This window comes from Pseudomonas macauensis (assembly GCF_047902425.1).
Lineage (GTDB): Bacteria > Pseudomonadota > Gammaproteobacteria > Pseudomonadales > Pseudomonadaceae > Pseudomonas.
Map to the genome: position 1 here is coordinate 3,407,255 of NZ_CP138377.1, position 11,639 is coordinate 3,418,893.

9 protein-coding genes are annotated in these 11,639 nt (G+C 65.5%); 4 read left to right on the forward strand and 5 right to left on the reverse strand.

Going from position 1 to position 11,639, the window contains the following annotated elements:
* The first annotated feature begins 531 nt into the window (after positions 1–531).
* From SD196_RS15620 to SD196_RS15630, 3 genes are all read left to right on the forward strand, one after another.
* The gene (locus SD196_RS15620; protein ID WP_275611578.1) at positions 532–1,191 is read left to right on the forward strand and encodes a DsbA family oxidoreductase; all 660 of its coding nucleotides are present in this window, start codon (positions 532–534) and stop codon (positions 1,189–1,191) included.
* 238 nt (positions 1,192–1,429) lie between these two features.
* Entirely contained in the window at positions 1,430–2,065 is a 636-nt protein-coding gene (locus SD196_RS15625; protein ID WP_275611577.1) for a DUF1326 domain-containing protein, read from the forward strand.
* Between the two features lie 74 nt (positions 2,066–2,139).
* A complete protein-coding gene (locus SD196_RS15630; RefSeq protein WP_275611576.1) occupies positions 2,140–2,868 on the forward strand; it encodes a DUF2182 domain-containing protein in 729 nt (242 codons plus the stop codon).
* Between the two features lie 123 nt (positions 2,869–2,991).
* Here SD196_RS15630 and SD196_RS15635 read toward each other — a convergent pair whose 3' ends face one another.
* A complete protein-coding gene (locus SD196_RS15635) occupies positions 2,992–3,327 on the reverse strand; it encodes a ribonuclease E inhibitor RraB (RefSeq protein ID WP_254474578.1) in 336 nt (111 codons plus the stop codon).
* A gap of 205 nt (positions 3,328–3,532) precedes the next feature.
* Here SD196_RS15635 and ptrC point away from each other — a divergent pair, with 205 nt between their 5' ends.
* Positions 3,533–3,724: a type III secretion system co-regulatory protein PtrC gene (gene ptrC, locus SD196_RS15640; RefSeq protein ID WP_343573550.1), complete on the forward strand. Its 192-nt coding sequence runs from the start codon at positions 3,533–3,535 to the stop codon at positions 3,722–3,724.
* Between the two features lie 382 nt (positions 3,725–4,106).
* On the opposite strand, the gene putA is transcribed toward ptrC, so the two are convergent.
* The 4 genes from putA to SD196_RS15660 all read right to left on the reverse strand — a co-directional run bounded on the left by putA (position 4,107) and on the right by SD196_RS15660 (position 11,418).
* The gene (gene putA, locus SD196_RS15645; RefSeq protein ID WP_416310390.1) at positions 4,107–8,045 is read right to left on the reverse strand and encodes a trifunctional transcriptional regulator/proline dehydrogenase/L-glutamate gamma-semialdehyde dehydrogenase; all 3,939 of its coding nucleotides are present in this window, start codon (positions 8,043–8,045) and stop codon (positions 4,107–4,109) included.
* 393 nt (positions 8,046–8,438) lie between these two features.
* A complete protein-coding gene (locus SD196_RS15650) occupies positions 8,439–8,759 on the reverse strand; it encodes a DUF2025 family protein (protein ID WP_275611573.1) in 321 nt (106 codons plus the stop codon).
* 506 nt (positions 8,760–9,265) lie between these two features.
* Positions 9,266–10,438 carry a 5-demethoxyubiquinol-8 5-hydroxylase UbiM gene (gene ubiM / locus SD196_RS15655; RefSeq protein ID WP_416310391.1) on the reverse strand — a complete coding sequence of 391 codons (1,173 nt, stop codon included), beginning with the start codon at positions 10,436–10,438 and terminating at the stop codon, positions 9,266–9,268.
* A 137-nt stretch (positions 10,439–10,575) separates the two neighbouring features.
* Positions 10,576–11,418: an IclR family transcriptional regulator gene (locus SD196_RS15660; protein WP_275611571.1), complete on the reverse strand. Its 843-nt coding sequence runs from the start codon at positions 11,416–11,418 to the stop codon at positions 10,576–10,578.
* Between the last annotated feature and the right edge of the window lie 221 nt (positions 11,419–11,639).

Genomic DNA, 11,639 nt, shown 5'->3' on the forward strand with positions numbered 1-11,639 from the left:
GGCGGGAAGCGATGCGCGACGAAAAAACTCTGCGCACAACAGGCTCAAGGTAGCGCGTCTTCGTGGCAATTCCAGTATCGCGACGCGGCAGTCGTGATCGTCCGACCGACTGCGTCGGCGCCCGCCCCGTTGGCATTCGACAGCGGCAGCTATCGCCTTCCGGGAGCCACCCGGAGCGCCTGTGAACGCCCGCCGCGGCAATCTCGTCATCCAAAGAAAATAATCAATCTAAATCATATGCTTACACAATTAACTTAATTCCCTACATGATCTATAGGTTGCACACTCCAGCCGGCCTATACGCGTCAGAAGGCCGGAATTCCAGGGCTTTGCCTCCCGCAGACGAGCCTCAGGCAGCCGCCCTTGTTAAAGTCATATCTCAAGAGATTTAATTCATTTAAATTCATATAGTTACGATACATTAAGAGAAACAACATTAAACACACCCTCAACCTGCCAATCCCACCACTGGATTGAACCGCCCTTCCGGGTCCATCCTTGAACCATGCCCATTTGCCGGAGATCGCCACCATGAGCGATAGCATCACCATAGATTTCGTCTCCGACGTGGTCTGTCCCTGGTGCGCCATTGGCCTCAACGGCCTGCTGGAAGCCATCCGCCGCGTGGACGACGAATTGACCGTGGAACTGCACATCAAGCCCTTCGAGCTCAATGCCGACATGCCCGCCGAGGGCGAGGACCTGGTGGAACATCTGCAGCGCAAATACGGCAGCAGCGCCGAAGAGATCGCCCGCAACCAGGAACACCTGCGCGCCATGGGCGAAGAAGTCGGCGTGCACTTCGACCTGAAGAAGCGCAACCGCATCTACAACACCTTCGACGCCCACCGTCTGCTGCACTGGGCGGCGGAATCGCACCGCGACGTCGCCCTCAAGCAGGCCCTGCTGCACGCCTACTTCGGCGAGGGACGCGACCCGAGCGATGCCCAAGAGTTGCTGGACGTAGCCGTCAGCGTCGGCCTGGACGCGGTCCGGGCGCGAGAAATCCTCGACAGCGACGCCTTTGCCGACGAGGTGGTGGCCGAAGAGGACTTCTACACCAGCCACGGCATCCGCGCCGTACCGGCGGTGATCCTCAATGGTCGCCAGTTGATCTCCGGCGCGCAGAGCGTGGACTACTACGAGCAGGCACTGCGCCAGGTGGCGCGCAACGCGCCGCTGCCGGAGTAACTGGCAGCCCCATGCCGGAGCGGCCCAGCGTCGCTCCGCCGGGCGCTTCGATATCCCAAATCCCGGAACCTTGCCGCAGCCAAGAGGCGCCCGCATAGCGCGACAAGGCTGCCCTCCCTTCGACGGCAACTTCCCCCGTGAACCCCCGGTCGGCTGCCACTTCACCGCACAATGCCTCTGCTAGCGTTATTAATCAGGGCAGATGCTGCTTCAAACCCATGCAGCGAGGAGGTGAGCCATGGCAATGGCTGACTGGCGCCTTGAAGGCGTCGAGTTTGCGTCCTGTAACTGCAACTGGGGTTGTCCGTGTCAATTCAGCTCACTCCCGACCCACGGCAAGTGCGAAGCGGTGGTGAGCATGCGAATCGACAAGGGCCACTTCGAAAACCAGGTGCTCGATGGACTCTGCTGGGTCGGCACCTTTGCCTGGCCTGGCGCCATCCATCAAGGCAATGGCCGCTGCCAGGTCTTCATCGAGGAGCGCGCGACGCCAGAGCAACGCGCAGCCCTGCTGACCATCCTGTCGGGTGCGGAAAGCATGCCGGGTGCGACGGTGTTCCAGGTATTCAGCACTACCCTGAGCGAAGTCCTCGAGCCTTGTTTCGTCCCTATCGAAATGCAGATCGACGTCGATGAACGCAGTGCGCACACCCGCATCGCTGGCGTACTCGAAGCCACAGGCGAACCGATTCGCAATCCAGTGACCGGTGAGCCGCAGCGGGCCCGACTGACGCTGCCGGACGGCTTCGAGTTCACCGAGGCGGAAATGGGCAGTGGCAGCTTCGACGCACAGGGCGGCATCAGGATCAGCTCACAAGGCGGCCACGCACATCTGGCACACCTGCACTTGACGGGACAGGGCGTGGTGCGCTGACGGTGTCGTCGGAGTCCAGCTCCAGCCCCCGTGCGGCCCCAAGGTGGTTGAGCCGGCAATCGGCATTGCTGGTGATGCTGCTGTCTGCCCTTACCGGGGTCGCCTGGCTATTCCTGCTGGACCTCGCACGGCGCATGGCTGCTCCCGGGGGCATGCTGGAGATGGCCATGGAAGGCATGCCGATGCCGTGGACACTTCGCGACGCCCTGCTGATGTTCGCCATGTGGAGCATCATGATGGTCGGCATGATGCTCCCCAGCGCTACGCCGATGTTTCTCCTTTATCAGCACAGCATTCGCCGGCGACTCCCCGCCGACCAGCAGAACCTGGCGCTGCTGCTCTTCTGCGCCGCCTACCTGCTGGTGTGGGGCGGGTTCAGCCTGGTCGCCACGCTGCTGCAATGGCTGCTGGACCAACGAGCCCTGCTCAGCACGGAGATGCGCAGCCAGAACCACTGGCTGGGAACGGCATTCCTGCTGGGCGCTGGCGTCTATCAGTTCCTGCCCGCCAAACGCGCTTGCCTGCGTCGCTGCCAGTCTCCCCTGCAGTTCCTGCTGGCTTACTGGCGGCCCGGCCCGTCCGGTGCGTGGCGCATGGGGCTGGCTCACGGGCTGTATTGCCTGGGCTGCTGCTGGGCGTTGATGGGCGTGCTGTTCGTCGTGGGACTGATGAACCTGCTCTGGGTCGCCCTGATTGGCGCTTATGTGCTGCTGGAAAAGTATCTGCCCGGCGGCACCTGGCTCAGCCGCGCCTCGGGGATATTGCTGGTGCTGTGGGGACTCCTGCTGCTGTACGGCAGCTAGTCACGGCTTTCCATTCCCCAGAAACACCAGCGCCCCGAACCTGTCGGGGCGCTGGCCTGGCCTTGCAGTCAGTGCGTTTTCACACGGTCTGCAAAGCGCCGTTTCTCATGGCGCGTCAGCCGCTCAGAGCGCCGACCAGCCGTCCATCTGGCCGCCCAGGTCGGCGGAGTGCTCGGACAGCAGCGCGGCATAGCCGCTGATGTGCTCGTGGCTGAGCTCCATCACCGGGTAGGCCAGGACCTGCCAAGGCAGCTGGTCGTTGCCGTCATATTCCGAGTAGGCCACTTTCTGCCCGTTCTGCAGCAGCATGATGGCGAAGTCCAGGGCGGATTGTTCGTCCGGGAAGATCACCGCGAACTCTACCTCGTGCTCGACGGAAAGGTCCTCACCGTCCTCCTGCAGGGCCCACAGGGCGTCACCGATTTCGTCGTCCGGGAAAAGCTGCTTGTCGCGGCTCATGTCACTGCTCCAGTTGTAAGTCAGCGTGGCCGTCTGGACACGCCCGTGCAGGATACCCGTCCTGCGTGACAAGTGCCGGAAAATCTCGCCGGCACCATCGCCAGCCGTGATGTTCACCATCACGGCTATTCACTTCAACCCTAGCCCACCCGGCGAGATTATTCCGCCATCGGGCCCGCGGCCCTCCCACATCGAGTAGCCGACCATGAACCGCACCGACGAGGCCTACCGCATCACCTACATCACCCTGGACGACCTGCAACTGCAGTTCGAAACCCAGATCGCGATCACCGAAGCGGACGGCAGCCTGGCCCTGCATCACGCGGCAACCCCGCCAGCCGAACGTCGGGCGCTGCGTGAACTGATTCGCCAGGAGCCACTGGGCTCCGCGGCCTGAAGGGTACTTGTGCCGCCAATACATCCCGTCCTCATCTGATCACCCCGGTTCGCGAGCAAGCTCGCTCCTACAGGCATGCACTGACCCGCTCTTCGTAGGAGCGAGCTTGCTCGCGAACCATGGCCTGCACCTCGCGCACAGGGCGCGCTCCTACAAGCAGCACCTGCGGACCAGAAAAGCATTCGAAAGAAAAACGGCGAAGCGGGTAGCTTCGCCGTTGTGCCGGGCGCCAGGCCCGATACGGAGTGCGCAATTGCGCGAGGGAAGCGGACTGCCCGGAGCGGATAGCTCCACCCGAAGGCTGGCAGGCCGGATGGCCATCGAGCGATGACCGGAAAGCTCGCCGGGAGCGCACCCGTGGGGCACGCTCCCGGCGCGGACGTCAGCCGATGGTCATCAGGCTGGCGTTGCCGCCGGCGGCAGCGGTGTTGACGCTCAGGGCGCGCTCGATCAGCAGGCGCTCCAGCGGAATGTCGGTTTCCCCACGATTCAGCCCGGTAACGCCAACGATGGCACCCTTGCGCTTGGAGGCCTGCTCGCAGACCGCACGCAGCTGATCGGAGTCGCCGTGGTGCAGGATGGCGTCGAAGGCGCTGTCGGTGGCGGCCCAATCGGCGATCAGATCGATGCGCTTCTGCACCTCCTTCGGCAGACTGGTGACCAGCTCGCTCTGCGCCTGCAGGACCAGCGCGCGGCTGCCCACGGACAGCACCGCAGCCAGCTGGGCCAGCAGGTCAGCACGATCCTCGGCCAGGCACAGCACGTGTTCGCGCGGCAGCAGACTGTAGGTGTTGCGCTCGCCGGTCGGGCCGGTCAGCACTTGCACGGTATAGCTCTGCGACAGCTCGGCATAGCCTGCGATCAGCGCGGTCAGCGCCGGCTCGTTCTGCCCGGCCCACTGGGTCAGCGCCTCCACCGCCTTGCTCGCCTCGGCCGGACGCCCCACCGCCTGCGCACCGTCGCCCTGCAACTGCTTGGCCACCGCATCCTGCGGACGGGTGGAGAGCAGGCGGTACAGGTACAGTGGGCCACCGGCCTTCGGACCGGTGCCGGACAGGCCTTCACCACCGAACGGCTGCACGCCGACCACGGCACCGACCACGTTGCGGTTGACGTAGAGGTTGCCGACATGGGCGCTCTCCACCACCTGGGCGATGGTCTCGTCGATGCGGGTGTGCACGCCGAGGGTCAGGCCGTAGCCGCTGGCGTTGATCTGCGCCAGCAGTTGGTCCAGCTCGGAACGCTCGTAGCGCACCACGTGCAGCACGGGACCGAAGATTTCGCGCTTGAGCTCGCTGAAGCTGTCCAGTTCGATCAGGGTCGGCACGACGAAGGTGCCGCGCTTGATTTCCTCGGCATCCACGCGGGCGCTCTGGAACACCTTGCGGCCTTTGTCGCGCATGGTCTGGATGTGCTTGTCGATGTTGCCCTTGGCTTCCTCGTCGATCACCGGACCAATGTCGGTGTGCAGGCGCTCCGGCGCACCGACGCGGTACTCGGCCATCGCGCCCTTGAGCATGGCGATCACGCGGTCGGCCACGTCAGCCTGCACGCACAGCACGCGCAAGGCCGAGCAACGCTGACCGGCGCTATCAAAGGCAGAGTTGACCACGTCCACCACCACCTGCTCGGCCAGCGCCGAGGAGTCGACGATCATGGCGTTGAGGCCACCGGTCTCGGCGATCAGCGGGATGGTGCGGCCCTGGGCGTCCAGGCGGCCGGCGATGTTGCGCTGGAGAATGCCAGCCACTTCGGTGGAACCGGTGAACATCACGCCACGCACACGCTCGTCTCCGACGAGACGAGCACCGACGGTTTCACCACGGCCCGGCAGCAGCTGCACGGCGCCGGCCGGCACGCCGGCGTCCAGCAGGATGCGCACGGCTTGGGCGGCGATCAGCGGAGTCTGCTCCGCCGGCTTGGCCAGCACGGTGTTACCGGCGGCCAGGGCAGCGGCTACCTGGCCGCTGAAGATCGCCAGCGGGAAGTTCCACGGGCTGATGCACACCACCGGGCCCAGTGGGCGGTGGCTGTCGTTGGCAAAGTGAGTACTGGCCTGGGCGCCGTAGTAACGCAGGAAGTCCACCGCCTCGCGCACTTCGGCGATGGCGTTGGCGAAGGTCTTGCCCGACTCCCGCACCAGCACGCCCATCAGCGACTGGATTTCGGCTTCCATCAGGTCGGCGGCGCGCTGCAGGATGGCGCCGCGCTCGGCCGGCTGGGTGGACTGCCAGATCTGCGCGCTGGACAGCGCGCCGAGGATGGCGTTGTTGACGTCGGCTTCGCTGGCTTCACGCACGTGGCCCACCACGTCGCGCAGGTCGGCCGGGTTGCGCACCGGCTGCGGCTCGCCAGGGGCGGCGTCGGCCAGACCGAGGATCGGCGCGGCCAGGTAAGCCTGGTTGGTGCTCGACAGCAGCGCCGAGGACAGCGAGCCCAGGCGGTGCTCGTTGGCCAGGTCGATGCCGGCGGAGTTCAGACGCGATTCGCCGTACAGCTCACGCGGCAGCGGAATGCGCGGGTGCGGCAAGCCCAGGGTGCCCTCCTGCGCGGCCATCTGCTCGACCTGCAGCACCGGGTCCAGCACCAGGTCCTTGAGGGAGATGCTGTGGTCGGCGATGCGGTTGACGAAGGAGGTGTTGGCGCCGTTTTCCAGCAGGCGACGAACGAGGTACGCCAGCAGGGTTTCATGGCTGCCCACCGGAGCGTAGATACGGCACGGGCGGTTGAACTTGCCGTCGGCGACCTTGCCCACCACCTGCTCGTACAGCGGCTCACCCATGCCGTGCAGGCACTGGAACTCGTACTGGCCCGGGTAGTAGTTCTGCCCGGCCAGGTTGTAGATGGCCGACAGCGAGTGGGCGTTGTGGGTGGCGAACTGCGGGTAGATGGCTTCCGGCACGGCCAGCAGCTTGCGCGCACAGGCCAGGTAGGAAACGTCGGTGTACGGCTTGCGGGTATAGACCGGATAGCCTTCCAGGCCGTTGACCTGGGCCATCTTGATCTCGCTGTCCCAGTAGGCGCCCTTCACCAGACGGATCATCAGGCGGTGACGGCTGCGCTTGGCCAGGTCGATCACGTAGTCGATCACATAGGGGCAGCGCTTCTGGTAGGCCTGGATGACGAAGCCGATGCCGTTCCAGCCGGCCAGGCTCGGCTCGAAGCACAGGCGCTCAAGCAGGTCGAGGGAGATTTCCAGGCGGTCGGCTTCCTCGGCGTCGATGTTGATGCCGATGTCGTAGTCGCGAGCCATCTTCACCAGGCCGAGGACGGTCGGGTACAGCTCGTCCATCACGCGGTCGTACTGGGCGCGGCTGTAGCGCGGGTGCAGTGCGGAGAGCTTGATCGAGATGCCCGGGCCTTCGTAGATGCCGCGACCGTGGGAGGCCTTGCCGATGGCATGGATGGCCTGCTCGTAGGAAGCCAGGTAACGCTTGGCATCCTCGTCGGTCAGCGCGGCTTCGCCGAGCATGTCGTAGGAATAGCGGAAGCCCTTGGACTCCATGGTGGCGGCATTGGCCAGCGCCTCGGCGATGGTCTCGCCGGTGACGAACTGCTCGCCCATCAGGCGCATGGCCATGTCCACGCCCTTGCGGATCAGCGGCTCGCCGGACTTGCCGATGATGCGGTTGAGTGCCGAGGACATGCCGGCCTCGGTGTGGGTGGACACCAGCTTGCCGGTGATCAGCAGGCCCCAGGAGGCCGCGTTGACGAACATCGATGGGCTCTGGCCCAGGTGCTGGCTCCAGTTGCCGTTGCTGATCTTGTCGCGGATCAGCGCGTCACGGGTGGCCTTGTCCGGAATGCGCAGCAGCGCTTCGGCCAGGCACATCAGCGCCACACCTTCCTGGGACGACAGGGAGAACTCCTGCAGCAGCCCCTGCACCAGGCCCTGGCGGCCGCCAGCGTTCTTCTGGTTGCGCAGCTTCTCGGCGATACCCAGGGCCATCTTGTTGGCAGCGTCGGCCTGCTCCTTGGGCAGACGGGCCAGGTCCAGCAGCATCGGCAGCGCCTCGGTTTCCGGACGGCGGTAGGCGGAGGTGATGGCGGCGCGCAGCACCGACTGCGGCAGGATGCTTTCGGCGAAATCGAGGAAGACCTGCAGGCCCTGCTCGCTCAGCGAGTCCACGGATTCTTCGCCTGCAGCGGCGGCCAGCCCGGAGTGCTCGGCGGGAGTCAGCCCACCCTCGACCTGTTCGAGGTACGTGAAGATCGCCTGCTTGATCAGCCAGTGCGGGGTACGGTCGAGCTGCTGGGCGGCGAGCTTCAGACGTTCACGGGTGGCGTCGTCGAGCTTCACGCCGAGGGTAGTGGTGGCCATGGGTCGTCCTATTGTTAAAAGTTTGGAGCGTGCAAAGCGGCGCAAGGTTAAACCGCCGCCAACAAAGGTGCAACCAGGTGCAACCACTCTTTCGCGACCTGCCCGGAGCCCTGGAATTCAGCGCACCCGCACGGTGCACCGAACCCTGTCGCGAGCCACACCCTGGATCAGGCCGACCGGCGGATACGACCAAGGTATAACCCGCAGGGCGAACAGGTTGCACCTCAACGCAAGGCGAACCCGGACAGCATAGGCCAGGGCACGACAGGTTGCGCTCTCGGAGGCGACCGAGGAGATGAAGAACGACAGGACTCGGCGCCCTGCCCTGGCCGCCGGGCAGCACCGGCAGCACGCGAGGTCGACCGGTGCAACCGGCCACCTCGCCGAATTGGTTTACTTCAGGCGTCGTTCCGCGGCGATTTCCGGGAGATCAGTGCGGCGCAGATAGGTGAGCAGCGCTTCGCCGAAGTTGAGGCGGTCGTTGATGTTCTGCTCGGCGAGAATCTGCAGGCATTCGCGGCTCAGGATCATGACATCCCCCGCCCTGGACGCCCAGACGAACTCGCAGGCCGGCTGGATGCTGTCCTCGACCACGTCCATGCCGAAGGAGTCTTCGCTGAAACGCACGATGTACTTGCCCGTCTTGCGATTGAAACCGACAAAGCCGCAAAGGCCGTCGGCAGCCTTGCAGATGTCGCTGGAAGTGATGGCCATGGTTCCCCCTGGATCGGATTGTTATGGATTGCGCACGCAGGAGGGGCCGCTCTGACGGCGGCTGGATCGTTCATTCCGCTCCAAAACACGGAGCGGACCGGCGCGGCGGACAGCTCTTGTAGGAGCAACGGTCTTGTCCCGGCTGAATCTGTGCCAGGGCTTTCCCCCTCACCCCAGCCCTCTCCCCCAGGGAGAGGGAGCCAGATCGTGCCGGCTGACAGAGTAGTTTCATCCTGCACCGGACGGTCCCCTCTCCCCCTGGGAGAGGGTTAGGGTAAGGGCCAACCCGAGCACAGATGCATCTCGTAGGAGCGGACTCTGTCCGCAAGGGCCACCGCGAACGCACCCGCCCCAACACGGAAATATCGGGGACGTAGGGCGTACAACCGTTCGCGGTTGTACGCCGATTCACCTCGCCTCGCCATGTGCGCCAAGGCCAAGTTCGGAGCTCCGCAGATCAAGGTCAAACGTCGTATAACGTCGAACGTTATACGCCCTACGCGTCGTCACGCCCCCTGCGCCAGATGCCGCGCGATCACCTGCCGCAGCGGCGGCAGGCCCTGCGCCAGGCGCAAACCGGCATTACGCAGCAGGCGCGCCGGCGGGCGTGGATCGGTGTACATGCCGACGATCAGGCGCGTGGCCTGGTACAACGGCCAGGTCGCCAGGCGATGGGCCGTGGCGTAACGGCGCAACGGCCAGGCGCCGCCGATGTCGCCGCCGCGTCTATGGGTGGCCAGCACCTCCGCGGCAAGGCGGCGCTGGCTCTGCAGGCCGAAGTTGAAACCATGAGCAGTGACCGGATGCATGCCCACGGCGGCGTCGCCGATCAGTGCGCTGCGCGGGCCGGCGAAGCGATCGGCGAATACGCCCACCAACGGGTAGCTATGGCGCGGCCCGAGCAATTGCATGGCGCCCAGGCGGCGGTCGAAGCGCCGCTCCATCTCATGGGCGAAGGCTACCTCGTCCAGCTCCAGCAGCGGCGCCATCTCCCGCTGCGGCAGGGTCAGCACCACCGAGGAACGATCGCCATTGATCGGCAGCAGCGCCAGGGTCTGGCCGTAGCCGAACCACTCCCAGGCCACGTTGTGGTGTGGCCGCTCGTGAGCCATGCGGCAGACCATCATGGTCTTGCCGAAATCCTCCAGGCTCGCGCCGATGCCAAGCATCCGCCGCGTCTCGGAGAAGCGGCTATCGGCGGCGACCAGCAGGCGCGCGTGCACCTGGCTGTCATCGTCCAGCGTCAGTTGCACGCCCTCGCGCTCCACCTGCAGCGAGCGCAAGGCCCGGCCGCATACCAGCGATACATCCGGGCACTCGTGCACCGCATCGAAGGCCGCGCGGCGGATCGCCTGGTTGGCCACGAAGTAGCCCAACTGTTCGGCGCCCGCCTGCCCCGCCTCAATGCGCAGTGCGAACAGCGACGGGCCGTTGAGTACCTGGGCATCGCGCAATGGCGAGACTTCCTGCGAGTCGATGCGCGACCACATCCCCAGCCGCTGCAGCTCGGCGCGTGAGGCGTGGGTCAGGGCGATCTCGCGGCCGTCCTCAGCCGGCTCGGCCAGGCTCGCCAGCGGCTGGCGTTCGATCAGCTGGACCGACAGGCCGCTGCCGGACAACGAGCGGGCCAGGCACAGCCCGGCAGGGCCGGCGCCGACGATGGCGATGTCCACGTGCATGGGTGACTCCTTTCGCGGGGATGGGCGGTCCCGGAGTCTAGGTTGGCCGCCCGGCGCTTTCGTTGCCGTGGATCAGTACGACGCAGCGCCGCCCCTGCGGCGGCACGGCGCATACCTCCGAGGAGGCATGCCGCCGCTCAATGAAACAGCCGGGTGCCCAGCTCGCGACTGGCCTCCAGCAGCACCGGCAGGAAGCGCGTCTCCAGTTCCTGGCGCGACACCCGTCCGGCATGGGTGCCGACGTTCAGCGCCGCCAGCACCTGGCCGGCGGAATCCTTCAGCGGCACGGCGATGGAACGCAGGCCGACCTCCAGCTCCTGATCGATGATCACCCAGCCCTGCTGGCGAATCTCGGCGATACTCGCCCGCAGCATGTCCGGCGTGTGCACGGTGCGGCTGGTCTTCACCTGCAGGTCGGCGTGGGCCAGGTAGTCCTCCAGCGCCTCGTCGTCCAGGCCGGCAAGCAGAATGCGGCCCATGGAGGTGCAGTAGGCCGGCAGCCGGCTGCCGACGCTGAGGTCTACGGAAATCAGGCGCTGCGGCGTCGCGGAGCGGGCGATATAGAGGATTTCGTCGCCTTCCAGCGTCGCCATCGAGCACGCCTCGTGCAGTTGCTCGCTCAGGCGGTCGAGGATTGGCTGGGCGGTGACCGCCAGCGGCGTGGACGACAGGTAGGCATGGCCAAGGGTCAGCACCTTGGGCAGCAGCGAATAGGTACGTCCGTCGGAGGTGACGTAGCCGAGCTTCATCAGCGTATGCAGACAGCGGCGCACGGCGGCGCGGGGAATCTCGGTGCGGTGGCTGATCTGCGCGATGGTCAGGTGGCGCTTGCGCTCCTGGAAGGCGTGGATCACCGCCAGGCCACGAGCCAGCGAGGTCATGAAGTTCGGATCGCCGGTGAAGGCTTCGATGCGCTTGGCCGGCGAGGCAACGATGGGCGGCGCGAGGGGCGGCAGGCTGGCACGAGGGGCGTCGGTCATTTCTTGTTGGTCCTGGCAGGCGGGCTCCGGGCGATTATCGATACGGGCGAGCGATTATCGCAACACGGATGGTCGATTATCGAACGGAGGTTGAGTGGCGCGCCGGCCGCCCGGTTTTCGCGGGACCGAGAGGGCCTTCTGATCACTGCTCGGGAACTGTGTTTTTCCTGAACACATCGGCGCCAGACGAAACCTTTCGCGGATAAGATCCGCTCCTACAA

Coding starts and splice junctions, on each gene's coding strand:
- SD196_RS15635 (WP_254474578.1), bottom strand. CDS start 3,327: ATGAGCCGCGACAAGCAGCTTTTCCCGGACGACGAAATCGGTGACGCC.
- SD196_RS15625 (WP_275611577.1), top strand. CDS start 1,430: ATGGCAATGGCTGACTGGCGCCTTGAAGGCGTCGAGTTTGCGTCCTGT.
- putA (WP_416310390.1), bottom strand. CDS start 8,045: ATGGCCACCACTACCCTCGGCGTGAAGCTCGACGACGCCACCCGTGAA.
- SD196_RS15630 (WP_275611576.1), top strand. CDS start 2,140: ATGCTGCTGTCTGCCCTTACCGGGGTCGCCTGGCTATTCCTGCTGGAC.
- SD196_RS15620 (WP_275611578.1), top strand. CDS start 532: ATGAGCGATAGCATCACCATAGATTTCGTCTCCGACGTGGTCTGTCCC.
- SD196_RS15660 (WP_275611571.1), bottom strand. CDS start 11,418: ATGACCGACGCCCCTCGTGCCAGCCTGCCGCCCCTCGCGCCGCCCATC.
- SD196_RS15650 (WP_275611573.1), bottom strand. CDS start 8,759: ATGGCCATCACTTCCAGCGACATCTGCAAGGCTGCCGACGGCCTTTGC.
- ptrC (WP_343573550.1), top strand. CDS start 3,533: ATGAACCGCACCGACGAGGCCTACCGCATCACCTACATCACCCTGGAC.
- ubiM (WP_416310391.1), bottom strand. CDS start 10,438: ATGCACGTGGACATCGCCATCGTCGGCGCCGGCCCTGCCGGGCTGTGC.